At 71.4% G+C, this 25,174-nt stretch carries 21 protein-coding genes; 12 read left to right on the forward strand and 9 right to left on the reverse strand.

Annotated features, from left to right (window positions below):
* The first annotated feature begins 79 nt into the window (after positions 1 to 79).
* Positions 80 to 1,159 carry a histidinol-phosphate transaminase gene (hisC, locus tag OG764_RS18920; protein ID WP_328969606.1) on the forward strand — a complete coding sequence of 360 codons (1,080 nt, stop codon included), beginning with the start codon at positions 80 to 82 and terminating at the stop codon, positions 1,157 to 1,159.
* Positions 1,160 to 1,197: 38 nt separating this feature from the next.
* Here hisC and OG764_RS18925 read toward each other — a convergent pair whose 3' ends face one another.
* Positions 1,198 to 1,569 carry a cyclophilin-like fold protein gene (locus OG764_RS18925; protein WP_328969607.1) on the reverse strand — a complete coding sequence of 124 codons (372 nt, stop codon included), beginning with the start codon at positions 1,567 to 1,569 and terminating at the stop codon, positions 1,198 to 1,200.
* A gap of 188 nt (positions 1,570 to 1,757) precedes the next feature.
* Between OG764_RS18925 and OG764_RS18930 the strand changes: the two genes are divergently transcribed.
* The 4 genes from OG764_RS18930 to OG764_RS18945 all read left to right on the forward strand — a co-directional run bounded on the left by OG764_RS18930 (position 1,758) and on the right by OG764_RS18945 (position 9,778).
* Positions 1,758 to 3,263 (forward strand): cytochrome ubiquinol oxidase subunit I, encoded by a 1,506-nt coding sequence (locus tag OG764_RS18930; RefSeq protein ID WP_328969608.1) that lies wholly within the window; start codon positions 1,758 to 1,760, stop codon positions 3,261 to 3,263.
* 18 nt (positions 3,264 to 3,281) lie between these two features.
* Positions 3,282 to 4,286, forward strand: a complete 1,005-nt coding sequence (gene cydB / locus OG764_RS18935; protein ID WP_328969609.1) for a cytochrome d ubiquinol oxidase subunit II — start codon at positions 3,282 to 3,284, stop codon at positions 4,284 to 4,286.
* A 75-nt stretch (positions 4,287 to 4,361) separates the two neighbouring features.
* On the forward strand, positions 4,362 to 7,961 hold the full coding sequence (gene cydD / locus OG764_RS18940) for a thiol reductant ABC exporter subunit CydD (protein WP_328969610.1): 3,600 nt from the start codon (positions 4,362 to 4,364) through the stop codon (positions 7,959 to 7,961).
* Between the two features lie 104 nt (positions 7,962 to 8,065).
* Positions 8,066 to 9,778, forward strand: a complete 1,713-nt coding sequence (locus OG764_RS18945) for a sensor histidine kinase (protein WP_328969611.1) — start codon at positions 8,066 to 8,068, stop codon at positions 9,776 to 9,778.
* Between the two features lie 70 nt (positions 9,779 to 9,848).
* Here the strand turns inward: OG764_RS18945 and OG764_RS18950 are convergent, their stop codons facing one another.
* Positions 9,849 to 10,721 (reverse strand): Cof-type HAD-IIB family hydrolase, encoded by an 873-nt coding sequence (locus OG764_RS18950; RefSeq protein ID WP_328969612.1) that lies wholly within the window; start codon positions 10,719 to 10,721, stop codon positions 9,849 to 9,851.
* 71 nt (positions 10,722 to 10,792) lie between these two features.
* Positions 10,793 to 11,704, reverse strand: coding sequence for an LLM class flavin-dependent oxidoreductase (locus tag OG764_RS18955; protein WP_328969613.1), 912 nt, complete (start codon positions 11,702 to 11,704; stop codon positions 10,793 to 10,795).
* A 213-nt stretch (positions 11,705 to 11,917) separates the two neighbouring features.
* Between OG764_RS18955 and OG764_RS18960 the strand changes: the two genes are divergently transcribed.
* Entirely contained in the window at positions 11,918 to 12,844 is a 927-nt protein-coding gene (locus OG764_RS18960) for a class I SAM-dependent methyltransferase (protein WP_328969614.1), read from the forward strand.
* A gap of 15 nt (positions 12,845 to 12,859) precedes the next feature.
* Here OG764_RS18960 and OG764_RS18965 read toward each other — a convergent pair whose 3' ends face one another.
* Positions 12,860 to 13,399: an RNA 2'-phosphotransferase gene (locus tag OG764_RS18965; RefSeq protein WP_328969615.1), complete on the reverse strand. Its 540-nt coding sequence runs from the start codon at positions 13,397 to 13,399 to the stop codon at positions 12,860 to 12,862.
* Between the two features lie 144 nt (positions 13,400 to 13,543).
* On the opposite strand from OG764_RS18965, the gene OG764_RS18970 reads away from it, so the two are divergent.
* Positions 13,544 to 14,278, forward strand: a complete 735-nt coding sequence (locus OG764_RS18970; RefSeq protein WP_328969616.1) for an aquaporin — start codon at positions 13,544 to 13,546, stop codon at positions 14,276 to 14,278.
* 92 nt (positions 14,279 to 14,370) lie between these two features.
* Here the strand turns inward: OG764_RS18970 and OG764_RS18975 are convergent, their stop codons facing one another.
* From OG764_RS18975 to OG764_RS18985, 3 genes are all read right to left on the reverse strand, one after another.
* Positions 14,371 to 15,315, reverse strand: a complete 945-nt coding sequence (locus tag OG764_RS18975; protein ID WP_328969617.1) for a MerR family transcriptional regulator — start codon at positions 15,313 to 15,315, stop codon at positions 14,371 to 14,373.
* Positions 15,316 to 15,512: 197 nt separating this feature from the next.
* Complete coding sequence (locus tag OG764_RS18980; protein ID WP_328969618.1) at positions 15,513 to 17,315, reverse strand: SDR family oxidoreductase; 1,803 nt, start codon at positions 17,313 to 17,315, stop codon at positions 15,513 to 15,515.
* 2 nt (positions 17,316 to 17,317) lie between these two features.
* Complete coding sequence (locus OG764_RS18985) at positions 17,318 to 18,175, reverse strand: M24 family metallopeptidase (protein WP_328969619.1); 858 nt, start codon at positions 18,173 to 18,175, stop codon at positions 17,318 to 17,320.
* A 233-nt stretch (positions 18,176 to 18,408) separates the two neighbouring features.
* Between OG764_RS18985 and OG764_RS18990 the strand changes: the two genes are divergently transcribed.
* From OG764_RS18990 to OG764_RS19010, 5 genes are all read left to right on the forward strand, one after another.
* Entirely contained in the window at positions 18,409 to 19,455 is a 1,047-nt protein-coding gene (locus OG764_RS18990) for an ABC transporter ATP-binding protein (RefSeq protein WP_328969620.1), read from the forward strand.
* Positions 19,445 to 20,332, forward strand: a complete 888-nt coding sequence (locus OG764_RS18995; protein WP_328969621.1) for an ABC transporter permease — start codon at positions 19,445 to 19,447, stop codon at positions 20,330 to 20,332. The genes OG764_RS18990 and OG764_RS18995 overlap by 11 nt, the downstream gene beginning before the upstream one ends.
* Positions 20,329 to 21,240 carry an ABC transporter ATP-binding protein gene (locus tag OG764_RS19000; RefSeq protein WP_328969622.1) on the forward strand — a complete coding sequence of 304 codons (912 nt, stop codon included), beginning with the start codon at positions 20,329 to 20,331 and terminating at the stop codon, positions 21,238 to 21,240. Before OG764_RS18995 ends, OG764_RS19000 begins: the two co-directional genes overlap by 4 nt.
* Before the next feature lie 14 nt (positions 21,241 to 21,254).
* The gene (locus OG764_RS19005; protein WP_328969623.1) at positions 21,255 to 21,974 is read left to right on the forward strand and encodes an ABC transporter permease; all 720 of its coding nucleotides are present in this window, start codon (positions 21,255 to 21,257) and stop codon (positions 21,972 to 21,974) included.
* Positions 21,975 to 22,056: 82 nt separating this feature from the next.
* Positions 22,057 to 22,698, forward strand: coding sequence for a rhomboid-like protein (locus tag OG764_RS19010; protein ID WP_328969624.1), 642 nt, complete (start codon positions 22,057 to 22,059; stop codon positions 22,696 to 22,698).
* Between the two features lie 211 nt (positions 22,699 to 22,909).
* Here the strand turns inward: OG764_RS19010 and OG764_RS19015 are convergent, their stop codons facing one another.
* Both OG764_RS19015 and serS read right to left on the reverse strand, forming a co-directional pair.
* The gene (locus OG764_RS19015) at positions 22,910 to 23,713 is read right to left on the reverse strand and encodes an HAD family hydrolase (RefSeq protein WP_328969625.1); all 804 of its coding nucleotides are present in this window, start codon (positions 23,711 to 23,713) and stop codon (positions 22,910 to 22,912) included.
* The gene (serS, locus tag OG764_RS19020; RefSeq protein WP_328969626.1) at positions 23,710 to 24,999 is read right to left on the reverse strand and encodes a serine--tRNA ligase; all 1,290 of its coding nucleotides are present in this window, start codon (positions 24,997 to 24,999) and stop codon (positions 23,710 to 23,712) included. The genes OG764_RS19015 and serS overlap by 4 nt, the downstream gene beginning before the upstream one ends.
* Positions 25,000 to 25,174: the final 175 nt, after the last annotated feature.

Here is a 25,174-nt window from a genome sequence, read left to right on the forward strand (position 1 = left end):
GCCAGCCATTCTCGGGACGGCGGAATCCTCATAAGGTGAGCAGTATTGAGTTGTACGGGACGGTCGAGGAGGACCTGCGGTGAGCGAGAACAGCCCGAAGCTGCGAGCCGAGCTGGATGGCATCCCCACCTACAAGCCGGGGAAGCCCGCCGCGGCCGGAGGCGCCGTGGCATTCAAGCTGTCCTCCAACGAGAACCCGTATCCGCCGCTCCCCGGGGTGCTGGAGGGCGTGATCGCGGCGGCCGGCAACTTCAACCGCTACCCCGACATGGCCTGCACCGGCCTCATGAACGAGCTGGCGGACCGGTTCGGGGTCCCGGTCGAGCACATCGCCACCGGCACCGGCTCGGTGGGCGTGGCCCAGTCGCTGATCCAGTCCACCGCGGGCCCGGGCGACGAGGTCATGTACGCCTGGCGCTCCTTCGAGGCCTACCCGATCATCACGCAGATCTCGGGCGCGACGTCCGTGCAGGTCCCGCTGACCCCGGGGGACGTGCACGACCTGGACGCGATGGCCGACGCGATCACCGACCGGACCCGGCTGATCTTCGTCTGCAACCCGAACAACCCCACCGGCACCGCCGTGCGCCGCGCGGAGCTGGAGCGCTTCCTGGACCGGGTGCCCTCCGACGTGCTGGTGGTGCTGGACGAGGCGTACCGCGAGTTCGTCCGCGACTCCGACGTCCCGGACGGCATCGAGCTGTACCGCACCCGGCCCAACGTGGCGGTGCTGCGTACGTTCTCCAAGGCGTACGGGCTGGCCGGCCTGCGGGTCGGGTTCGCGGTGGCGCACGAGCCGGTGGCGGCGGCGCTGCGCAAGACGGCCGTGCCCTTCGGCGTGAGCCAGCTGGCGCAGGACGCGGCCGTGGCCTCGCTGCGCGCCGAGGACGAGCTGCTGGGGCGGGTCGGGTCGCTGGTCGGCGAGCGCGCCCGGGTCCACGAGACGCTGCTCAAGCAGGGCTGGACGGTCCCCGACACGCAGGCCAACTTCGTGTGGATGCGGCTGGGGGAGCGGACCGCCGACTTCGCCGCGGCCTGCGAGAAGGCCGGTGTGGTGGTCCGGCCCTTCGCGGGCGAGGGCCTGCGGGTCACGATCGGTGAGACCGAGGCCAATGACCTCTTCCTGCACGCGGCGGAGGCGTTCCGCAAGGAGCTGTAGGGAGGGGTGGCGCTCTGCGGGGCGCCGGGGCGGGCCGGTCAGCCGGCCCGTTCCACCCTGATCGGGTCGCCGTCGCGGACGGTGGCGAGGAGGCGGGGGTCGCCGTCGAGTGAGCCGAGCACATTGCACGGGCTCGCCAGGCGACTCTCGCCTCCTCGCGATATCGGGGTCGGGCCGTAGGGCAGCGCGAGGGCGTCCCCCTCGGTCCAGAAGGCCACCGTGCCCGGGTCGACCACCTGGCGGGCGTCGTCCTCCAGGTCCACGGAGACCGGGGTGTCGAAGTAGACCTCCTCGCCCCAGGTGTGGGCGCTGGAGACCAGCGGGAGGGCCGCTACCAGGGCCTGGGCGGTCGGGGTGTCGTCGAGGGTGGCGGTGAGCTGGCCGGCGGGCCAGGAGATCCGTATCTGCATGGCCAAATTCAACAAGATGTTGAATTTCTTGACCAGGGGGGACCCCCCTTCGGGGTCGATGAACCGGTACGACATAATGCTTGTGAATGTGAACGCGTTCACAAGCGTGTCCTGTTCATACCGGATTGGCCGGTATTAAGCAGGCAAACTGCCGATGTGACCACGGCGATGTGTAAGGAGAAGACGACGTGGACCTAGCTTTGGCGCCGGAGACCCTGGCGCGATGGCAGTTCGGCATCACCACCGTCTACCACTTCCTCTTCGTGCCCCTGACGATCTCGCTCGCCGCGCTCACCGCAGGCCTGCAGACCGCGTGGGTGCGGACGGGCAACGAGAAGTACCTCAGAGCCACGAAGTTTTGGGGAAAGCTCTTCCTGATCAACATCGCGATGGGTGTCGTCACCGGCATCGTCCAGGAATTCCAGTTCGGCATGAACTGGTCGGACTACTCCCGCTTCGTCGGCGACATTTTCGGAGCGCCGCTGGCCTTCGAGGCCCTGATCGCCTTCTTCTTCGAGTCCACGTTCATCGGCCTGTGGATCTTCGGCTGGGACAAGCTGCCGCAGAAGATCCACCTCGCCTGCATCTGGATGGTCTCGATCGGCACCATCCTCTCCGCGTACTTCATCCTCGCGGCCAACTCGTGGATGCAGCACCCGGTCGGCTACCGCATCAACGAGGAGCGCGGGCGGGCCGAGCTCACCGACTTCTGGCTCGTGCTCACCCAGAACACCGCGCTCACCCAGTTCTTCCACACCCTCACCGCGGCCTTCCTCGTCGGCGGCGCGTTCATGGTGGGCATCGCTGCCTTCCACTTGGCGCGCAGGAAGCACATCCCGGTGATGCGGACCTCGCTGCGGCTCGGCCTGATCACCCTCGTGGTGGCCGGCCTGCTCACCGCGATCAGCGGTGACCTGCTCGGCAAGGTCATGTTCAAGCAGCAGCCGATGAAGATGGCCGCCGCGGAGGCCCTCTGGGACGGCGAGGCGCCCGCACCCTTCTCGATCTTCGCCTACGGCGATGTCGACAAGGGCCACAACAAGGTCGCCATAGAGATCCCCGGCCTGCTGTCCTTCCTGGCCAACGACGACTTCGACTCCTTCGTCCCCGGCATCAACGACGTCAACAAGGCCGAGCAGGAGAAGTTCGGCCCCGGTGACTACCGGCCCAACATCCCCGTCGCCTACTGGGGCTTCCGCTGGATGATCGGCTTCGGCATGGCGTCCTTCACGCTGGGCCTGATCGGACTCTGGCTCACCCGCAAGAAGTTCATGCTGCCGCCCGGCCTGCGGACCGGAGCCGACGAAGTGCCGCACCTGGTGCTCTTCAAGAAGGCGCTCAGCCCCCGGCTCGCGAAGTGGTACTGGATCATCGCCCTCTGGACGATCGCCTTCCCTCTGATCGCCAACTCCTGGGGCTGGATCTTCACAGAGATGGGCCGCCAGCCGTGGGTCGTCTACGGCGTGCTGCGCACCCGTGACGCGGTCTCCCCCGGCGTCTCCCAGGGCGAGGTCCTCACCTCGATGATCGGCTTCACCCTGCTCTACGCCGTGCTGGCGGTCATCGAGGTCAAGCTGCTCGTCAAGTACGTCAAGGCCGGCCCGCCCGAACTCACGGAGGCCGATCTCAACCCGCCCACCCGGATCGGCGGCGACGACGAAGACGCCGACCGCCCGATGGCCTTCTCGTACTGAGGCTGAGGAGAGCGAGACATGGAACTCCACGACGTCTGGTTCGTGCTGATCGCGGTCCTCTGGATCGGCTACTTCTTCCTGGAGGGCTTCGACTTCGGGGTCGGCGTCCTCACCAAGCTGCTGGCCCGGGACCGCAAGGAGAAGCGAGTCCTCATCAACACCATCGGACCCGTCTGGGACGGCAACGAGGTGTGGCTGCTGACCGCGGGCGGCGCGACCTTCGCCGCCTTCCCCGAGTGGTACGCCACGCTCTTCTCCGGCTTCTACCTGCCGCTGCTGCTCATCCTGCTCTGCCTGATCGTCCGCGGCGTCGCCTTCGAGTACCGGGCCAAGCGGCCCGAGGAGAAGTGGCAGACCAACTGGGAGCACGCGATCTTCTGGACCTCGCTGATCCCGGCGTTCCTGTGGGGCGTGGCCTTCGCCAACATCGTCCGCGGAGTGAAGATCGACTCGGAGATGGAGTACGTCGGCACCCTCGGGGACCTGCTGAACGTCTACTCGATCCTCGGCGGCCTGGTCACCCTCACCCTGTTCACCTTCCACGGCGCGGTCTTCGCCTCGCTCAAGACGGTCGGTGACATCCGGGAGCGCTCGCGCAGTCTGGCCGTGCGGCTCGGTGCGGTCACCGCCGTGCTGGCGCTGGTCTTCCTGATCTGGACCCAGGTCTCGCGCGGTGACGGCAAGAGCCTCGGCGCGATGCTGGTGGCCGTGGTCGCACTGATGGCGGCCCTCGGCTGCACCCTGAAGGGCCGCGAAGGCTGGGCGTTCGCCCTGTCCGGCGTGACCATCGCGGCAGCCGTCGCGATGCTCTTCCTGACGCTGTTCCCGAACGTCATGCCGTCCTCGCTGAACGACGCGTGGAGCCTCACGGTCACCAATGCCTCGTCCAGCCCGTACACCCTGAAGATCATGACCTGGTGCGCGGCCATCGCCACCCCCGTCGTCCTGCTCTACCAGGGCTGGACGTACTGGGTGTTCCGCAAGCGGATCGGCACGCAGCACATCGCCGAACCCGCTCACTGATCCGCACACCGCCCTGCCGCGGGGGATGTTTCACGTGAAACACCTCCCCCGGTCCTCCCGAGGGGGATGTTTCACGTGAAACCGATCGACCCGCGCCTGCTCCGGTACGCCCGCTCCACCCGCCGCTTCCTCGCGGCGGTGGTGGCACTCGGCCTCGTCGGGGCAGGGCTGGTCGTCGGCCAGGCCATGCTCCTCGCGGAGATCGTGGTCGGTGCCTTCCAAGAGGGCCTGGACCAGGGCGGTCTGCGGACGCCGCTGCTCCTGCTCGCGGCGGTGGCGGTCGGGCGGGCACTGGTCTCCTGGCTCACGGAACTCGCCGCGCACCGGGCCGCCGCGGCCGTGAAGTCGGAGCTGCGGGGCCGGCTGCTGGCCCGCGCGAGCGACCTCGGCCCGGGATGGCTGAGCGGGCAGCGGACCGGATCGCTGGTCGCCCTGGCCACGCGCGGAGTGGACGCGCTCGACGACTACTTCGCGCGGTACCTCCCCCAGCTGGGGCTGGCGGTGGTCGTCCCGGTGGCCGTGCTGGCCCGGATCGTCACCGAGGACTGGGTGTCGGCGGCCATCATCGTGGTCACGCTGCCGCTGATCCCGCTGTTCATGGTCCTCATCGGCTGGGCCACCCAGAGCCGGATGGACCGCCAGTGGCGGCTGCTGTCCCGGCTGTCGGGCCACTTCCTCGACGTGGTGGCCGGGCTGCCCACCCTGAAGGTGTTCGGCCGTGCCAAGGCCCAGGCCGAGTCGATCCGCACGATCACCGCCGACTACCGGCGGGCCACGCTGCGGACACTGCGCATCGCGTTCCTGTCCTCCTTCGCCCTGGAGCTGCTCGCCACGCTCTCGGTGGCCCTGGTGGCCGTGACGATCGGCATGCGGCTGGTCCACGGCGAACTCGACCTGTACACCGGCCTGGTCATCCTGATCCTCGCCCCCGAGGCGTACCTGCCGCTGCGGCAGGTCGGGGCGCAGTACCACGCGGCCGCGGAAGGGCTGGCGGCCGCAGAGGAGATCTTCGAGGTCCTGGAGACACCGGACGCGGTCGTGGCGGGGACCCGGCCGCTGCCGGACGGCCCGCTGCGGATCACCGTGGAGGAGCTGTCCGTCCGCTACCCGGGACGGGCGGCGGATGCGCTGGCACCCGTCTCGCTGACGCTGGAGCCCGGTGAGTGCGTGGCCCTGACCGGGCCGAGCGGGGTGGGCAAGTCCACGCTGCTCCAAGTGCTCCTGGGCTTCGTACCGGCGACGGCCGGCCGTGTGCTCGTGGGGGGCGCCGACCTGGCCGAGCTGTCGCCGCAGGCCTGGCGGGAGCGGATCGCGTGGGTGCCGCAGCGGCCCTGCCTGTTCGCCGGGAGCATCGCGGAGAACGTACGGCTGGCCCGGCCCGACGCGTCGGACGAGGCGGTGGCGGCGGCCCTGCGGGACGCGGGCGCCACGGAGTTCGTCGCGGCGCTGCCGAAGGGCGCGCAGACCCTGCTCGGTGAGGGCGGTGTCGGGCTGTCCGCCGGTCAGCGACAACGGCTCGCGCTGGCCCGGGCATTCCTGGCGGACCGGCCCGTGCTGCTGCTGGACGAGCCCACAGCCGGGCTCGACGGCGAGACCGAGGCGGGGATCGTGGACGCGGTCCGGCGGCTGGCGGTGGGCCGCACCGTGCTGTTGGTCGTGCACCGGCCGGCCCTGCTGGCGGTGGCGGACCGGATGCTGTCGCTGGCTCCGGCCGAGACCCCGGCTGCCGAAGCGGGATCCAGCGTCGGTTCGGGCGCGGACACCGGCGTGCGTGCGGGTGCGGCTGTGGTTGTGCTGCCGGACGCCGGACCGGGCTCCGGTGCCGGTGGCCCCGTCGGCGACGGGGATGTCGTCGGGCTTCGTGACGGGGCGGACACCGGGGCGGCGGACGGCCCGCCGGGCGCGGCGGCCCCCGGTGTCGGCGCGGCCGGCTCCGGCGTGCTGGCCCGGGTGCGCGCCGCCGCGGGCCCGCGCAGGGGCCGGTTCCTCCTGGCGCTGCTGCTCGGAGCCCTTGCCGTCGGCAGCAGCGTCGGCCTGATGGCCGTCTCCGGCTGGCTGATCTCGCGGGCCTCCCAGCAGCCGCCCGTCCTCCATCTGATGGTGGCCGTCACGGCCACCCGCGCCTTCGGCATCGGCCGGGCGGTCTTCCGCTACGGCGAGCGGCTCGTGTCGCACGACGCCGTCCTGCGGATGCTGGCCGACCTGAGGGTCTCCGTCTACCGGCGGCTGGAGCGGATCGCCCCGGCCGGACTGCGCCACACCCGGCGCGGGGACCTGCTGTCCCGGCTCGTCGCCGATGTGGACGCCCTACAGGACTACTGGCTGCGCTGGCTGCTGCCCGCCGGCACCGGCCTCCTGGTGTCGGTAGGCGCCGTCGGCTTCACCGCCTGGCTGCTGCCCGAGGCCGGCGCGGTCCTCGCGGCGGGCCTGCTCCTCGCCGGGATCGGCGTACCCGCGCTGACCGCGTTCGTTGCCCGGCAGGCCGAGCGCCGGCTGGCGCCCGCCCGCGGCGAGCTGGCCACCCGTACGGCCGATCTGCTCGCCGGCACCGCGGAACTCACCGTCGCCGGAGCGCTCGGCGACCGGCGGGACCGGGCCGGGGAAGCGGACCGGGTGCTCACCCGGATCGCGTCGCGCGGCGCCGCCGCCACCGGGCTGGGCAGCGGCCTGTCCGCCCTCGTCTGCGGGCTGACGGTGGTGTTCGCGGCCGTGGTCGGGGTCGCCGCCGTGGCCGACGGCCGGCTCGGCGGGGTGTCCCTCGCGGTCGTGGTGCTGACCCCGTTGGCCGCCTTCGAAGCCGTGGCCGGCCTGCCGATCGCCGTCCAGTACCGCCAGCGGGTCAAGCGCAGCGCCGAGCGGGTGTACGAGGTACTCGACGCGCCGCTGCCCGTGGCCGAACCACAGACCCCCGCGCCCGTGCCCGCCGGCCCCTTCCCGCTGCGGCTCCAGGACGTCACGGCCCGCCACCCCGGCCAGGAGCGCCCGGCCCTCGACGGCGTCGGCCTCACCCTCGAAGCGGGCCGCCGGATCGCGGTGGTCGGCCCCTCCGGGTCGGGGAAGACCACGCTCGCCCAGGTGCTGCTGCGCTTCCTCGACCCGGCGGCCGGCTCGTACCGGCTGGGCGGCACCGAGGCGGCCGCGCTCGACGGCGACGACGTACGGCGCTTCGTCGGCCTGTGCGCCCAGGACGCGCACCTCTTCGACAGCTCGGTACGGGAGAACCTGCGCCTGGCCCGCCCGGGAGCGAGCGAGCCGGAGCTGCGTGCCGCGCTCGCTTCGGCCCGGCTGCTGGACTGGGCCGACGCCCTGCCCGATGGGCTGGACACCCTGGTCGGGGAACACGGCGAGCGGATCTCCGGCGGTCAGCGCCAACGCCTGGCACTGGCCCGGGCGCTGCTGGCGGACTTCCCGGTGCTGGTCCTGGACGAGCCCGCCGAGCACCTGGACCTGGCGACGGCGGACGCGCTCACCGCCGATCTGCTCGCCGCCACCGAGGGACGGACCACCGTGCTGATCACCCACCGGATGGCGGGTCTGGAAGCGGTGGACGAGGTGGTCGTCCTGGACGCCGGCCGCATCGTGCAGCGCGGGCCGTACGAGGACCTGGCGGCGGCCGAGGGTCCGCTGCGGCGGATGCTGGCACGGGAACGCGAGGCCGTCGTGCCGGTGGCGTGAGAGGCGGTGCCGGCTGGGGCGGTGCCGGGCGGGTGAGGATCGGCGTCCGTCGGGGCAAAGCCTCCGACTTTCCCCAGTAAAAGGGACTAACTACTCTCAAGGGCATGTCACTGCAGGAGTCGCCGCAACCGCCGGATCCCCTCGAAGCCGCCACCCGGGCGACGCGGAGCCTGCAGGGCCTGTCCACCGAGCTCACCGCCCGCGTCCCGCAGCTGCTGGAGGCGATGCGGTCGGTCGGCACCGGGCTTGAGCTGCACTCCACGCTGGACCGGATCTGTGAGACGGCCGCCGAGCTGGCCGACGCCCGGTACGCGGCGATCGGCGTGGTCGACACCGAGGGTCGGGGCCTGTCGGACTTCGTCACGTACGGCATCGACCCGGAGCGGGCCCGGCTGATCGGACACCGTCCCGACGGTCACCGAGGGCTGCTCGGCGCGCTGATCCGCGACCCGGAGCCGGTCCGGCTGGCCGACCTGACGGACGATCCGCGGTCGGCCGGCTTCCCGCCGCACCACCCGCCCATGAAGAGCTTCCTCGGTGTCCCGATCCGGGTCCAGGGCGAGATCTTCGGCAACCTCTACCTCGCCGAGAAGCGCGGCGGCGAGTTCAACGACTACGACCTCCACATGGTCCGCGTGCTCGCCACCGAGGCCGGCATCGCCATCGGGAACGCCCGCCTGTACGAGGCGGCCACCCAGCGCGAGCGGTGGATCGACGGCTCGGTGGCCGTCACCACCGCCCTGCTGTCGGGCGGCGACGCGGACGACGCGCTGACCGTGGTCGCCGAGCAGGCCCGCCATCTCGCGGACTCGGCCGCGGGCATCGTGCTCCTTCCCGCCGAGGAGGGCGCGATGGAGATCGTCGCCGTCTCCTCGGACAACCCCGCGTCCTCGCTCGGCGTGCTCATCCCGGCGGAGAGCCCCATCGTGACCCGGCTGATGGCCGGCGAGCCGGTCTTCGTGGACGACGCCGCCAGCGACCCCCGCATGACCAACAACCTGACCCGTCAGTACGGGCCCTGCATGATGCTGCCGCTGCACAGCGGGGGCCGGGTGCTGGGCGCCCTGGTGACCCCGCGGGCCCGCGGCAAGCGGCCCTTCAGCGAGTCGGAGCGGACGCTCGCCACGCAGTTCGCCTCGCAGGCGGCGCTCGCCCTGATGATGGCCGAGGCGCAGCGGGACCGGGAGCGGCTCGCCGTGTTCGAGGACCGGGACCGGATCGCCCGCGACCTGCACGACCTGGTGATCCAGCGGCTGTTCGCCACCGGGATGATGCTGGAGGGCGCCCAGCGCCGGTCGATCGTGCCCGAGGTGCGGGACGGCGTCGGCAAGGCCGTGGACGAACTCGACGTCACGATCCAGGAGATCCGCACGGCGATCTTCGCGCTGCAGCAGGGCCCGGCGGAGGCACCGTCCGGGCTGCGCACCCGGGTGCTGCGGGAGATCAACATGGCGGCGGTGCCGCTCGGCTTCAAGCCTGCGCACCGGTTCCTCGGCGCGGTGGACGCGGTGGTCGGCGAGCTGGTCGGCAAGAACCTCATCGCCGCGCTCCGAGAAGCGCTGTCCAATGCCTTCCGGCACGCCGAGGCCTCGCGCATCGAGGTGGTGCTCGACGCCGCGGCCACGCTGGCGGACGGGCGGCCCGCGGTCCGGCTGGAGGTCGCGGACGACGGTGTCGGCATTCCGGAGGGCGGCCGGCGCAGCGGGCTGCGCAACCTGCGGCGGCGCGCCGAGTCCCTGGGCGGCGCCAGCTGGTACGGCCCCGGGCTCGGCGAGGACGGCGGCGGCACCACCCTGGTCTGGGAGGCGCCGCTCTAGGCCGTCGCTTTCGGATCCTGCCTGCGCGGGATGCGGCGGGCCCCGGTCCGTTCCCGGGGCCGGCGCTGCGTTACGCGTCGGTGGCGGCCGCGCGTTCGGCGAGGATGCGCTCGATGACGACCGCGACGCCGTCCTCGTTGTTGGCGACCGTACGGCCCGAGGCTGCGGCGATCACGTCGGGGTGGGCGTTGCCCATCGCGTACGAGGTGCCGGCCCAGGTCAGCATTTCCACGTCGTTGGGCATGTCGCCGAACGCGACGACCTCGTCGGCGGAGATCCCGCGCTCGGCGCAGCACAGCGCCAGGGTGCTCGCCTTGGAGACGCCGAGCCCGCTGATCTCCAGCAGCGCGGTGGGGCTGGAGCGGGTGATCGAGGCGTATTCGCCGGCGGTGGCGCGGGCCAGGGCGAGGAACGCGTCCGGGGCGAGTTCCGGGTGGTGTGCGAGCAGCTTGAGCACGGGGGCGGCGGTGTCGGGAGCCTCCTCGGCGAGGAGCTTCTCGGCGGTGGCGACGTTGGCCCCGGGATCCTGGAAGAACGGCGGGTACGTGGGCTCGTAGTTGATGCCCGTGGTCAGCTCGACCGCGAAGGAGGTGCCGGGGGCGGCCTCCCGCAGTGCCCGTACGACGCCCAGCGCGACCGGTCGGGGCAGGGACCGCACCTCGATGAACTTCCGTCCGGCGTGCAGGTCGACGACGGCGGCGCCGTTCGCGCAGATGGCCAGGCCGTGTCCGTGCACGTGGTCGCTGACCACGCCCATCCAGCGGGCCGGCCGTCCGGTCACGAAGAAGACCTCGATCCCGGCCTCCTCGGCGGCGGCGAGGGCCGCCACGGTGCGTTCCGAGACCGATTTGTCGTCACGCAGCAGCGTTCCGTCGAGGTCGGTGGCGATCAGCCGGGGGGCGGGGAGGTGCTGAGCTGCGGTCACACAGCCATCTTCACTCATGGGGGCGCCGGACCGGACCCATGACCGCAGATCAGGGCGCTGAGGGGGCCGGTCCGGCGAAATTCGGCCGGTTACTGTCCGAGCTGCGCCAGCGCTTCGGTCGCGATCTTCTCGAACACCTGCTGGTCGGCGGCGTACTCCGAGTCGGCGATCGGCCAGTGGATCACGATCTCGGTGATGCCGAGCTCGACGTGCCGGCCGGCGAAGTCCACGAAGGCGTCGACGGACTCCAGGGGGCGCCCGCGGTCGGGGGTGAAGCCGGTGAGGAGGAGCTTGTCCAGTTCGGCGGCGTCGCGGCCCAGCTCCGCGCAGGCCTTGCCGAGCTTCTCCAGCTGGCCCTGGATGGCTGCCACGGACTGCTCGGGGGTGCCCTCGTCGAAGAGCTTCGGGTCGCCGGTGGTGACCCAGCCCTGGCCGTACCGGGCGGCGAGCTTCAGCCCGCGCGGGCCGTTGGCCGCCACGGCGAAGGGCAGCCGGGGGCGCTGCACGCAGCCCGGCAGGTTGCGGGCTTCGTCGGCCGAGTAGAAGGTGCCCTGCTGGGTCACGGCGCCCTCGGTGAGCAGCCGGTCGAGCAGCGGGACGAACTCGGCGAAGCGGTCGGCGCGCTCCCGCGGGGTCCAGGCTTCCTGGCCGAGGGCGGTGGCGTCGAAGCCGTTGCCGCCGGCGCCGATGCCGAGGGTGATCCGGCCGCCGGAGACGTCGTCCAGCGACATCAGGTCCTTGGCGAGGGTCACGGGGTGCCGGAAGTTCGGGGAGGTGACGAGGGTGCCCAGGCGCATGCGGCTGGTGGCCGTCGCGGCGGCGGTCAGGGTGGGGATCGCGCCGAACCACGGCCCGTCGCGGAACGTGCGCCAGGACAGGTGGTCGTAGGTGTACGCGGCGTGGAATCCCAGCTCCTCGGCGCGCTGCCAGGTGGCGCGACCTCCCTCGTGCCAGCGGTCGACGGGAAGGATCACGGTGCTCAGGCGCAAGGAGTTGCTCATGGGACAGAGCCTACGTCCGGGGTGCGGGGTGCCGACGGGTCGTGGGTGTTCCGCACGGGCGTGCGGGACGGGTGGATTCCTCGTGAACGGCGTTGATACGAGCGGGGGTTGGGGAGGTGACAGCGCGAGAACATCCGCCCGGGGACCTTGGGCGGGTACCGCGCACTCACTAGCGTCGTTTCACGTGAAACGGTCCACATCCAGGAGAACTCCATGACCGACGCCCTCCGCGTCCACCCCGCGCGGCGCCTGCTCCAGCCCGTGGTCGACCGGATCGACCGGCGCATCGACCGTCGGCTGCGCTCGGCCGACCGGCAGATCGAAAACCTCCGCCAGGAGCTGCGCCGCACGCAGGAGCAGCTGTCCGAGCACCACAGCCGGCCCTTCTCGTACGACCTGCTCTACGGCAAGGACGGCCGGCTGAACGACCGGATGCCCAGCCGTGAGATGTTCCGGAAGCTCTCGGACGAGATCGCCGCGGTGGCCGGTCGTCCGGGGGCCTGGACCGAGACCGCCCAGGCCTTCCGGACCCTGGTGGAGCTGGAGTCGCGAGGGGTGGGCCGGATCGCCGGCTCCACGGCCAACATCCTCGGCAAGCTGACCACGACACCGCTGCTGGGTCCGCCGAACGGGGAGATCCTGGAGATCGGCACCCTGTACGGGCTGTTCGCGGGTGGGATGGCGCGGCAGATCCTGCGGCGCGGGCTCGCGTACCAGCTCACCATCGTCGACCCGATCGCACCGGTGCAGCTGCAGCCCGGCGTGGAGATCACCCGCGACCCGTCGGGAACGCCCATCACGGAGGACATCGTGCGGGCGAACCTGCGGTACGCGGGTGTGGACCCCGAGCGGCTCCGGCTGCACCGCGGCTTCTCACAGGATCCTGACGTCCGGGAGGCGCTCTCCGACCGGCGCTATGGCGTGATCGTGATCGACGGTGACCACTCCAGCGAAGGGGTGGCGCGGGACCTTGAGTGGGCCGAGAAGATCGCGGCCACCGGCGCGATCGTGGTGCTCGACGACTACGGCGACGGCCGCTGGCCCGGGGTCCAGGAAGCGGCCGACGCCCACCTGGCCGGGCACACCCGGATGAAGCTGGTGGGCCGCGTCTCCACCAGCGCCTTCCTGCGCGCCGGCTGAGACCCGGGGCGGGACTCAGGGGAGGCGCAGGAATTCCGGCGGCACCGCGTCCGCCAGCCACACGCCGTTGGCGCTGACCCGGAAGACGTGACCGGCCCGGTGCATCGCGCCGGCGGCCACGGACAGGACGACGGGGCGGCCCCGCCGGGCCCCCACCCGGGTCGCGGTGTCGCGGTCCGGCGACAGGTGCACGTGGTGGCGCCGCATCGGCAGCAGGCCCTCGGCGCGGATCGCGTCGAGGGCGGCTGCGACGGTGCCGTGATAGAGGTACTCGGGCGGTTCGGCGGCCGGCAGGGCGAGGTCCACGGTGACGGTGTGCCCCTGGCTGGCCCGGATCCGGGACCCCTCGACGGCGAACCGCTTCTTGTCGTTGGCGGCCACGACGTGGTCGAGCTCGGACCGGCTGAAGGCGAAGCCGTGGGCCGCGGCCGCGGCGATCAGCGCGTCGATCTCCACCCAGCCCTGCGGGTCGAGCGCCAGTCCGATCCGTTCCGGCTGGTGCCGCAGGTGCTTCGAGACATATTTCGACACCTTCACGGCGCGTCGTTCGTCCATACGGCCAGCGTGCCCGCCCGGGGCCGCGGTCCACCACGCCTTTTCCGCGGCGGGCAGGCTCTATCGCACTTCCAAGATACGGAATACATTTTCCGTTGACGGAGTCGACCGTCCCCACCGACCTGCCTCGAAGGGGGAATCCCCATGCCCGCACCCGCCCCACTGCCGCGCCGGGCCGCCGCCGAGTTCACCGGCACCGCTGCCCTGCTCGCCATCGTGGTCGGATCCGGCATCCAGGCCGCCGCGCTCACCCACGACACCGGCGTCGCCCTGCTCGCCAACTCGGCCGCCTCCGCCATCGGCCTCGGCCTGATCATCACCCTCTTCGGGCCGCTCTCCGGCGCCCACCTCAACCCGGTGGTCACCCTCACCGCCTGGTGGACCCGCCGCTCCGGCGCCGCCGGCCTCACCGGCCGCGAAGCCCTCGCCTACACCGCTGCCCAGACCGCCGGCGCCATCAGCGGCGCCCTGCTCGCCGAGACCATGTACGGCCGCACCCCCGGCACCCTCGCCACCCAGACCCGCGACGGCGGACACCTGATGATCGGCGAGATCGTCGCCACCGCCGGACTCGTCCTGGTCATCGAAGGACTCGGCCGCATCGGCCGCCCCCGGCTCGTCCCCGCCGCCGTCGCCCTCTACATCGCCGCCGCGATCTGGTTCACCTCCTCCGGATCCTTCGCGAACCCGGCGGGCACCATCGGACGCGCCTTCACCGACTCCTTCACCGGAATCGCCCCCGGATCACTGCCCGGCTTCGTCCTGGCCCAGCTCGCCGGCGGCGCAGCCGGCCTGGCCCTGTCGGCCCTGCTCTACGGACACCGGACCCCGGCCGTCGACGTGGCTCCGATCAACGCCGCCTACAAGGCAGTCAGTTAAAGTAATCCACAGCCGGACTATCTTATCCACAGCCGTTTTGCCGGGGAATGTCGGCGATTGTGTGATCGGTGGCGGGCCCGCCTGTGGGTAAGTCACCCGTCCCGTCGACGCGCCAGATCGTTCATGGTGCGGGCCTGGAGCTCACGCTCGGTCGCCGCCCGGACGAACGCCGCGACATGATCCGGGCCCACCAGCTCCTGCACCGCCCGAACCGTCTCGGCGGGCAGGGCCACCGGGGCCGGGCCCGCCGGCGCGGGCGGCCGGCCCGGCGCCCCCAGATGCTGCTGCAGGTGCCGCGTCGCGAACAGCCGCATCGCCCGGGCCAGCTCGGCGTCCACGGTCTGCTGCGCCAGCGGCCGAAGCCGCCGCACCATCGCCGCCGCCTCGGTGGCCGCCGCATCCGTCAGCGGAACCTCCTCCGCGCAGCCGTCGACGGCGTGCACCCCCAGGTAGCGGGCGAAGACGTGCTCGGTCGTGAACTCCAGGAACCGCGAGGCGATGCTCTCCACCTGCCCCCGCAGCTCCCGCAGATGACCCGTGATCGCATGCAGCGGCACCCCCGCCGCATGCAGCTCCGCCGCAACGGCGAGCTCCTGCGGGCTGGGCACCAGGAACTCGTCCACCCGCCCCGGGATCCGCTCCAGCACCCCCAGCTCCACCGCCTCGTCCACGGCCCGATCGTCCGGCCGGCCGCCGAACCGCTCGTCCAGCTCGTCCCGGCTGATCCGGGCCGCCTCCTCGTCGGTCCACGGCCCGTGCACCTCGGCGACCAGACCGAGCACCCCGCCCAGACCCCGCCCCGCGTCCCACGCCTCCAGCAGCTCCTTGATGGACGCCAGGGTGTAGCCGCGGTCCAGCAGATCGGCGATCTGCCGGAGCCGCGCCAGATGGGTGTCCCCGTACACGTTGGAACGCCCCCGCCGCTCGGGCCGCGGCAGCAGTCCGCGGTCCTGGTACGCCCGGATCGTCCGCACCGTCGCACCACTGTGGTGCGCCAGATCCTCGATCCGGTACTCGGCTACCGCCTGATCGGACAATCCCACTCCCTAGCCACCGGCTCTACGACAACGCGGCACGGCCCACCGTGCGCCCGCCACGGCCCGGACGGCCGGCGAGGCGGCCGGGCACGCCACGGGCCTGCGCGGCGAACCCTCCTGCGAGGGATGGTACGACTGCCGCAAGAAGCCGGGTATGCCCGTGCCGCGCTCGGCCGTACGGGCTCACGGCCGCAGCCTCACAGCCGAGGTTCCATCCGGGCGAGGGCGCGCAGCGCGCGGGGCGTGAACCGCGACATCCGCAGGGCGCCGCGGGACTCCGGAGTCACCGGGACCACCGCGGTGTTCCGCACGACGGCCCGCAGGATCGCGTCGGCGACCTTCTCCGGCGGGAAGTTGCGCAGCCCGTACAGCCGCGAGGACCGCTGCTGCTTGCGCTTCTCCTCGGCCGCGTCGCTGCCCGCGAACCGGGTGGTGGCGGTGATGTTGGTGTTCACGATCCCGGGGCAGATCGCGGACACCCCGATCGACTTGCCGGCCAGCTCGGCGCGCAGGCAGGCGCTGAGCATCAGCACCGCCGCCTTGGAGGTGCTGTAGGCGGGCAGGGACCGGGAGGGCAGGTAGGCGGCGGCGGACGCGGTGTTCACGATGTGCCCGCCCTGGCCGCGGTCGGCCATCTGGCGGCCGAATATCCGGCAGCCGTGGATGACCCCCCACAGATTGACGTCGAGGACCTTCTTCCAGTCCTCGGCGGTGGTGTCGAAGAAGGACCCGGACAGCCCGATCCCGGCGTTGTTGACCAGGACGTCCACGATTCCGTACTCGGCGGCGACCTTCGCGGCGAGCTTCTCCATGGCCTGCTCGTCGCTGACGTCGGTCACCTCGCCCCAGGCCTCCTGGGCGCCCAGGAGCCGGGCCATCTCGGCCGTCCTGGCGGCACCTTCCGCGTCCCGGTCGACGGCCACCACCCGGGCGCCCGCCTCGGCGAAGGCGAAGGCCGTGGCCCGCCCGATGCCGCTCGCGGCGCCCGTCACCAGCACCAGCCGCCCGCCGAAGCGGTCGGCGTACCGGCCGCCCGCGCTGTCCGGGCGGGCCGTGACACCGCTCGGCGCGACCACACCGGCCGCCTGCCCCGCTCCGCGGTCCTCGTGCGCGTCGACGAACCCGGCGATCCACGCGGCCACCTGGTCGGGACGGCTGCGCGGGATCCAGTGCTTGGCATCCAGGGTGCGGCGGCGCAGGTGGGGCGCCCACTGCTCCAGGTCGTCGTAAAGGCGCTCGGAGAGGAAGGCGTCCCCGGTCGGGGTGATCAGCTGGACGGGTGCGTGCGCGTACGCGTCCGGGCGCGGCCGGCGCAGCCGGGGCCGGATGTTGTCCCGGTAGAGCCAGGCGCCGTGGGCCGCGTCGGACGGCAGCGAGGCCGTCGGATAGCCGTCGGCGGGCAGTTTCTCCACCCGCTGCATGAGCGCCGGCCACCGCTTGCCGAGCGGTCCCCGCCAGGCCAGTTCCGGGAGCACCGGCGTGTGGAGCATGTACACGTACCAGGACTTGGCGCCCTGGCCGAGGAGCTGGGCGGTGCGTCGCGGGGTGGGCCGCGACATCCGCTTCTTGATCCAGTGGCCGAAGTGGTCGAGGGACGGCCCGGACATCGAGGTGAAGGAGGCGATCCGGCCCTCGGTGCGGCGCACCGTCACGAACTCCCAGCCCTGGACGGAGCCCCAGTCGTGGCCGACCAGGTGCACCGGCCGGTCCGGGCTGACGGCGTCGGCCACGGCGAGGAAGTCGTCGGTCAGCTTCTCCAGCGTGAACCCGCCGCGCAGCGGCTGCGGGGCGCTGGAACGGCCGTGCCCGCGGACGTCGTAGAGCACGACGTGGAAGCGGTCGGCCAGCCGCTCGGCCACACCCGACCAGACCTCCTTGCTGTCGGGGTAGCCGTGCACCAGCAGTACGGTCGGCCGGGACGCGTCGCCGAGTTCGGCGACGCACAGCTCCACGCCACCGGTCGACACCCAGCGCTCCCGCGCATCCTTCAGAGCCGCCATGCTCACGCCGCCTTCCCCTCTGCCCAGCGCCGCACGTGCGGCAGGTCGTCGTCCAGCCAGAATGCGCTCTCCTCGGGATCCCGGGAATCGGTGACCACGAGGAGTTCCTCGAACTTGGCGCCGGTGCCGCGGAACCCGAGGTGGGGTTCGACCGCCCACAGGCCCGGCTGCGGCGGGTGGTCGGAGAACGTGTACGGGCTCCACAGCGGCGACCAGCCCTCGCGGTGGCCGTGCAGCGCGTCGCTCGCCAGCCCCTTCAGGGACTGCGTGCCGAATCCGAACACGGTGGGAGACCAGCGCCGCTCCGGGACCCGGCCCACCTTGTGCGCGATCACGCCGAACGGATAGGCGCGGTGCCGGTTCGCGTACCCCTGCCGGGTCATGAGGCGTTCGACGTCCTCGTAGATCTCCCGCAGCGGCCGCCGCTCCCGCACCTCGGCGAGGATCAGCGCGCGGTGCTCCTGGAGGTCGTCCATGAGCCGGTCCTGCACGGGATTGAGCCCGAGGCTGCCGGAGTAGCCGACGTCGGCGGCGTACCCGCGGTGGATCGGGGCCATGTCGAGGATGAACGGCATCCCCGGCTCCAGGCGCCGGCCGGTGGGGAAGAACTGCAGGGGTATCCGGAAGTTCACGAACGCCGTCCGGTCGCCGAACCAGGCGAACGGCCGGTGGAACCAGTCCCGTACGCCGCGCTCGTGCAGCCAGTCGCGCTGCATCCGGGCCGCCTCGCGCTCGGTCACACCGGGCTTGAGCTGCCCGGCGACCGCTTCGGCGCACGCGTAGGCGAGCCGCTGCACTTCCTTGAATCCCCGCAGTTCCGGGGAGATCCGGTCCCCGACTGCTGACGCCCTACCGGCCATGCCACCCGCCCGTCCGTGTAGCCGTACCCGCCCGTAACTTGCCACTGATGAATGTGACAATGCCTGGAGATCACGTCAAGAGCCCTGCACAGACCTGTGGAAAACTCATGGCGCCCGCCCTTCCCCTGTCACTCTTGCGGGCAGGCCCCTTACGGGCACGTACGCCTGAAGGCTGACAAGGTCCGGCCTCCAGGTCTGACGCTCGCCGCCGGTCGCGCCACTACCTTCGAAACGTGACTGTCATCGCGACCGAAAGCCTGAGCAAGCGGTACACCAAGGTGACCGCCCTCGACCGGCTCTCCCTCGACATCGGGCCTGGTGTGACCGGCCTGGTGGGCGCAAACGGAGCCGGCAAGTCCACGCTGATCAAGATTCTGCTGGGACTGTCCCCCGCCACCGAGGGCCGCGCCGCCGTGCTCGGACTGGATGTCGCCACTCATGGCAGCGCCATCCGTGAGCGGGTCGGATACATGCCCGAGCACGACTGCCTGCCGCCCGACGTCTCGGCCACCGAGTTCGTCGTGCACATGGCGCGGATGTCCGGGCTGCCCCCGACCGCCGCCCGTGAGCGGACCGCGGACACCCTGCGCCACGTCGGCCTCTACGAGGAGCGGTACCGACCCATCGGCGGCTACTCGACCGGCATGAAGCAGCGGGTCAAGCTGGCCCAGGCGCTCGTCCACGACCCGCAGCTGGTGCTGCTCGACGAGCCGACCAACGGCCTCGACCCGGTCGGCCGCGACGAGATGCTCGGCCTGATCCGCCGCATCTACACCGACTTCGGGATCTCGGTGCTCGTCACCTCGCACCTGCTCGGCGAGCTGGAGCGGACCTGCGACCACGTCGTGGTCGTCGACGGCGGCAAGCTGCTGCGCTCCAGCTCCACCAGCGACTTCACCCAGACCACCGCCACCCTGGCGGTCGAGGTGACCGACTCCGACACCCACCCGGACGGCACCCGCGCCCTGCGCGAGGCCCTCGGCGCCGCCGGCGTCACCCTGCACGCCGGTGAGGAGCAGGGCCTGCCCGGCGCCGGCCACATCCTCCTGGTCGAGGCCGCCGGCGAGGAGACGTACGACATCGTCCGCGACACCGTCGCGGGCCTCGGCCTCGGCCTGGTCCGGATGGAACAGCGCCGCCACCACATCGCGGAGGTCTTCCGCGAGGACGCGCAGGCGCTCCCCGACCAGCAGTCCGCCCAGCGCGCCGCCGCCTGGGCCGCGAACACCGCGGCCACCGCACACGCAGCTCGGAAGGGAGCCGGTTCCGATGGCGCCTGAGGCCTCCACCCAGATCCACAACATCGGCTACCGGTCGTACGAAGGCACCCGCCTCGGCCGCGCCTACGCCCGCCGCTCGCTGTACTCGCAGTCCCTGCGCGGCGCCTACGGACTCGGCCGCTCGGCCAAGTCCAAGGTGCTGCCGATGCTGCTCTTCGCGGTGATGTGCCTGCCCGCTGCGATCATCGTCGCGGTGGCCATCGCGGTGCCCGGCTCGACGGACCTGCCGCTGAAGTACACGTCGTACGCCCTCTACCTGCAGATGGTGATCGGCCTGTACCTCGCCTCGCAGGCCCCGCAGTCGGTCTCCCGCGACCTGCGCTTCAAGACCGTGCCGCTGTACTTCTCGCGGCCGATCGAGCGCGTCGACTACGTGGTCGCCAAGTACGCGGCCATGGTGTCCGCGCTCTTCCTCCTGACCGCGGCGCCCCTGCTCGTCATGTACATCGGTGCGCTGCTGGCCAAATTCGACTTCGCGGACCAGACGAAGGGGTTCGCCCAGGGAATGGTCTCGGTGCTGCTGCTCTCGCTCCTCTTCGGTGGAATCGGCCTGGTCATGGCCGCGCTCACGCCGCGGCGCGGCTTCGGTGTCGCCGCGGTGATCGCCCTCCTGGTGATCCCGTACGGCGCCGTCTCGGCGGTCCAGGGAGTCGCGTACGAGACCGGCAACACGGGCGCCATCGAGTGGATGGGCCTGTTCTCCCCGATCACGCTGATCGACGGGGTGCAGACCGCCTTCCTCGGCGCCACCTCGGCCTTCCCCGGCGGTGACGGTCCCTCGGCCGGCGTCGGCGCCGTCTACCTGCTGGTCGTGTTCGCCCTCATCGCCGGCTCGTACGCCGCCCTGATGAGCCGTTACCGGAAGGCCGGACTGTGACCATCATCGACATCGACCACGCTTCCCGCTGGTTCGGCAATGTCGTCGCCGTCAACGACGTGACGATGCGGATCGCCCCCGGAGTGACCGGACTGCTCGGCCCGAACGGCGCCGGCAAGTCCACCCTCATCAACATGATGGGCGGCTTCCTCGCCCCGTCGACCGGAACCGTCACCCTCGACGGCGCCCCGATCTGGCGCAACGAGCAGGTGTACAAGCACATCGGCGTCGTGCCCGAGCGCGAGTCGATGTACGACTTCCTCACCGGCCGCGAGTTCGTCGTCGCCAACGCCGAGCTGCACGGCCTCGACGAGCGGGCCGCGCAGCGCGCCCTCGCCACCGTCGAGATGGAGTACGCGCAGGACCGCAAGATCGCCACGTACTCCAAGGGCATGCGGCAGCGCGTGAAAATGGCCTCGGCGCTCGTCCACGACCCGTCCGTGCTGCTGCTCGACGAGCCGTTCAACGGCATGGACCCGCGCCAGCGCATGCAGCTGATGGACCTGCTGCGGCGGATGGGCGACGAAGGCCGCACCGTCCTGTTCTCCTCGCACATCCTGGAGGAGGTCGAGCAGCTCGCCTCCCACATCGAGGTGATCGTCGCCGGCCGGCACGCCGCCTCCGGTGACTTCCGCAAGATCCGCCGCCTGATGACGGACCGCCCGCACCGCTACCTGGTCCGGTCCTCCGACGACCGCGCACTCGCCGCGGCCCTGATCGCCGACCCGTCCACCGCAGGGATCGAGGTGGACCGGACCGAGGGCGCACTGCGCATCCAGGCGGTCGACTTCGGGCGCTTCACCGCGCTCCTCCCCAAGGTGGCCCGGGAGCACGGCATCCGGCTGCTGACGGTCTCGCCCTCCGACGAGTCCCTCGAGTCGGTCTTCTCCTATCTCGTAGCGGCCTGAAGGAGCTGGCATCGATGTACAACCCCACGGTTGCCCGGCTCACCTACCGGGCCCTGCTCGGCCGGCGCCGCGCGCTCATCCTCTTCGCACTCCCGGCGCTGCTGGTGCTCATCGCCATCGCCGTCCGCGCCCTCACCGGCGTCGACGACCGGGTGGCGGCCGGACTCCTCGGCGGCTTCGCGCTCGCCACGATGGTGCCGCTCATCGGCGTCATCGCCGGCACCGGCGCGATCGGCCCCGAGATCGACGACGGCTCGATCGTCTACCTGCTCGCCAAGCCGGTGAAGCGCCCCACGATCATCATGACCAAGCTGATCGTCGCGATCGCCGTCACCATGGTCTTCTCCGCGGTGCCCACCCTGATCGCGGGCTACATCCTCAACGGCAACGGACAGCAGATCGCCGTCGCCTACACGATCGCGGCCCTCGTCGCATCGATCGCCTACAGCGCGCTGTTCCTGCTGCTGGGCACCGTCAGCCGCCACGCGGTGGTCTTCGGCCTGGTCTACGCCCTGGTGTGGGAGTCCCTGTTCGGCAGCCTGGTGCCCGGCGCCAAGACGCTGAGCGTCCAGCAGTGGGCTCTGGCCCTCGCCGAGAAGGTCAGCGGGGAAGGCTCCATCGACTCCGCCGTCGGCCTCCCCACCGCGGCGATCCTGCTCGCCGTGGTCACCGTCGCGGCCACCGTGTTCGCCGGCCAGAAGCTGCGCCGCCTGACCCTGGCGGGCGAGGAGTAGGCCTCCCGCGCACCCCGAACCCCCGTGCCCCGCCTGGTACGTATACCGGGCGGGGCACGGCGTTGCGCGTCATGATCGGCACATGATGCTGCACCCCGAGCCCGAGCCTTCCAGGCCGTTGCGGTCCTGGGTGCGCTCGTCGCCCGGTACGCACATATGGCTGCTGATCATCGCCGTCACCAGCGTCATCGTGGCACTCACCCCCGACCACCTCGACCACGTCCTGCTGCACCGCAACAGCAGCAACATCCACGAGCTCGTCAAGCACCCGGTGCGGTCCCTGCTGACCAGCGCGTTCTGGATCGAGAACCCAGCCTCACTCGCGCTGTACGCGGTCCTCTTCGAGCTCTTCCACGCTCCGGTCGAACGCTGGCTCGGCACCCTGAGGTGGCTGACCATCGTCGCGACGGCCCATGTCACGGCGACCCTGATCAGCCAGAACGTGGTCCTGATGGCGATCCGCGACCACCGGGCCCCGCGGAGCATGGCGCATGTCGTGGACATCGGGGTGAGTTACGGGCTCGCCGCCGCCGTCGGCGTCCTCACGTACCGGCTGCCCGGCCCCTGGCGCTGGCTCTACCTCGGCGGCGCCGTCGCGTTCTTCGCGCTGCCGTTGCTGACCGGCGGCACGTTCACCGACCTCGGCCACGCGATCTCGCTGGCCATCGGTCTGCTGGCCTGGCCCCTCACCCGGCACCCGCAGCCTGTTTCACGTGAAACATAGCCATGGCGGTCCGTGCTCGGCCGCGCCCCCGGCTCCTGCGCCCGGCCGAAATTCATTGGTCTGCGGCTTTCGGGAGGGGCAGAGTGGATGACGCGGGGAGAAACAAGAAGTCCGGGGCAGCCACTTCGAGCGCGCCGAGAGGCGCGGGCTGCCCCGGACTTCCCTGAGTCCGGGCTGCGGATCCTGTCCTGACGGATCCCTCCGGTGGTGCTCAGGCGCCGAGCAGGCGCTCCAGCACGACGGCGATGCCGTCCTCTTCGTTCGAGGTCGTGGTCTCGTCGGCCACGGCCTTCAGTTCACGGTGGGCGTTGGCCATGGCCACGCCGTGCGCGGACCAGGCGAACATCGGGATGTCGTTGGGCATGTCGCCGAAGGCGATCGTCTCGGCCGCCTTCACCCGCAGCCGCCGCGCCGCCAGCGAGAGACCCGTGGCCTTGCTCAGGCCGAGCGGGAGGATCTCCACCACGCCCGGGCCGGCCATCACGATGTCCACGAGGCTGCCCACCACCTGGCGGGCGGCCTGGGTGAGCGCGTCGTCGTCGAGTTCCGGGTGCTGGATGTAGAGCTTGTTGAGCGGAGCCGCCCACACCTGCGTCGTGTCCTTGAGGAACACGTGCGGCAGCGGGCCTTCCTGCACCCGGTAGCCGGGGCCCACCAGGACTTCGCCGTCCAGACCGTCACGGCTGGCGGCCAACGCCACCGGACCCATCTCGCTCTCGATCTTGGCCAGCGCCAGGCCGGCCAGCTGGCGGTCCAGCGTGACCGAGGTCAGCAGCCTGTGCGCACCGGCGTCGTAGAGCTGGGCGCCCTGGCCGCACACCGCGAGTCCCTGGTACTCCAGATCGTCGAGGATGTGCCGGGTCCAGGCCACGGACCGGCCGGTGACGATGATGTGCGCCGCGCCCGCCGCGGTGGCCGCGACGAGCGCTTCACGGGTGCGTTCCGAGACCGTGCCGTCGCCACGCAGGAGCGTGCCGTCGAGGTCCGTGGCGACGAGCCGGTACGGGAAGCTCACTTGGCGATCGGCTCCAGCAGCTCGCGGCCGCCCAGGTAGGGGCGGAGCGCCTCGGGGACCCGGACCGAACCGTCGGCCTGCTGGTGGTTCTCCAGGATGGCCACGATGGTGCGAGGCACGGCGCACAGCGTGCCGTTGAGCGTCGCCAGCGGCTGCACGGTGCTCTTGCCGTTGACGTTCTCGCGCATGCGCACCGACAGGCGGCGGGCCTGGAAGCCGTTGCAGTTCGAGGCGGAGGTCAGCTCTCGGTACTTGCCCTGGGTGGGGATCCACGCCTCGCAGTCGAACTTGCGGGAGGCGGAGGAGCCGAGGTCGCCGGTGGCGACGTCGATCACCTGGAAGGGCAGCTCCAGGGAGCTGAGCCACTGCTTCTCCCAGGCGAGCAGACGCTGGTGCTCGGCCTCGGCGTCGTCGGGGGCGACGTAGGAGAACATCTCCACCTTGTCGAACTGGTGGACGCGGAAGATGCCGCGGGTGTCCTTGCCGTACGTGCCCGCCTCGCGGCGGAAGCAGGGGGAGAAGCCGGCGTACCGCAGGGGCAGCTTGTCGGCGTCGATGATCTCGTCCATGTGGTACGCGGCGAGCGGGACCTCGGAGGTGCCGACCAGGTAGTAGTCGTCCTTCTCCAGGTGGTACACGTTCTCCGCGGCCTGACCGAGGAAACCGGTGCCCTCCATGGCGCGCGGGCGGACCAGCGCCGGGGTCAGCATGGGGATGAAGCCGGCCTCGGTGGCCTGGGCGATCGCCGCGTTGACGAGCGCGAGCTCCAGCAGCGCGCCGACACCGGTGAGGTAGTAGAAGCGGGAGCCGGAGACCTTGGCGCCGCGCTCGACGTCGATGGCGCCCAGCGCCTCGCCGAGTTCGAGGTGGTCCTTGGGCTCGAAGCCCTCGGCCGCGAAGTCGCGGATGGTGCCGTGCGTCTCCAGGACGGTGAAGTCCTCCTCGCCGCCGACCGGCACGTCCGGGTGGACGATGTTGCCGAGCTGCAGGAGCAGCTTCTTGGCGACCTCGTCGGCCTCGTTCTGCTCGGCCTCGGCGGACTTCACGTCGGCCTTCAGCTGCTCGGCCTTCTTCAGCAGCTCCGCCCGCTCCTCCGGAGAGGCCTTCGGGATGAGCTTGCCGAGCGACTTCTGCTCGTTGCGCAGTTCGTCGAAGCGCACGCCGGAAGACCTGCGGCGCTCATCGGCGGAGAGCAGGGCGTCGACAAGATCGACGTCCTCTCCACGAGCACGCTGGGAGGCGCGAACACGGTCGGGGTCTTCACGGAGCAGCCGGAGGTCAATCACCCCTCCAGGCTACCGGCCTGGGGTTCGCGGACTCACATCGATATCACGCTGCGTGTCGCTATGTCCTAATTGCGGTAAATGGAAAACTGGACGCGTGTGGCCTGATCGCGACCCTCACGGGAAAGTCAATAAACCCCACCTCATTCCCCGAAAAGGGGCACGATAGGGCGACCCC

It is taken from the genome of Streptomyces sp. NBC_00239 (assembly GCF_036194065.1).
In the GTDB taxonomy this organism is placed as follows: domain Bacteria; phylum Actinomycetota; class Actinomycetes; order Streptomycetales; family Streptomycetaceae; genus Streptomyces.

Bases quoted from the DNA above. Each gene is read 5' to 3' on its own strand.
- OG764_RS19005 (WP_328969623.1), top strand. From the start codon at position 21,255: ATGTACAACCCCACGGTTGCCCGGCTCACCTACCGGGCCCTGCTCGGC.
- OG764_RS19010 (WP_328969624.1), top strand. From the start codon at position 22,057: ATGATGCTGCACCCCGAGCCCGAGCCTTCCAGGCCGTTGCGGTCCTGG.
- OG764_RS18970 (WP_328969616.1), top strand. From the start codon at position 13,544: ATGCCCGCACCCGCCCCACTGCCGCGCCGGGCCGCCGCCGAGTTCACC.
- OG764_RS18995 (WP_328969621.1), top strand. From the start codon at position 19,445: ATGGCGCCTGAGGCCTCCACCCAGATCCACAACATCGGCTACCGGTCG.
- OG764_RS18980 (WP_328969618.1), bottom strand. From the start codon at position 17,315: ATGGCGGCTCTGAAGGATGCGCGGGAGCGCTGGGTGTCGACCGGTGGC.
- OG764_RS18925 (WP_328969607.1), bottom strand. From the start codon at position 1,569: ATGCAGATACGGATCTCCTGGCCCGCCGGCCAGCTCACCGCCACCCTC.
- OG764_RS18950 (WP_328969612.1), bottom strand. From the start codon at position 10,721: ATGAGTGAAGATGGCTGTGTGACCGCAGCTCAGCACCTCCCCGCCCCC.
- cydB (WP_328969609.1), top strand. From the start codon at position 3,282: ATGGAACTCCACGACGTCTGGTTCGTGCTGATCGCGGTCCTCTGGATC.
- OG764_RS18955 (WP_328969613.1), bottom strand. From the start codon at position 11,704: ATGAGCAACTCCTTGCGCCTGAGCACCGTGATCCTTCCCGTCGACCGC.
- OG764_RS18985 (WP_328969619.1), bottom strand. From the start codon at position 18,175: ATGGCCGGTAGGGCGTCAGCAGTCGGGGACCGGATCTCCCCGGAACTG.
- OG764_RS18965 (WP_328969615.1), bottom strand. From the start codon at position 13,399: ATGGACGAACGACGCGCCGTGAAGGTGTCGAAATATGTCTCGAAGCAC.
- OG764_RS18945 (WP_328969611.1), top strand. From the start codon at position 8,066: ATGTCACTGCAGGAGTCGCCGCAACCGCCGGATCCCCTCGAAGCCGCC.
- OG764_RS18960 (WP_328969614.1), top strand. From the start codon at position 11,918: ATGACCGACGCCCTCCGCGTCCACCCCGCGCGGCGCCTGCTCCAGCCC.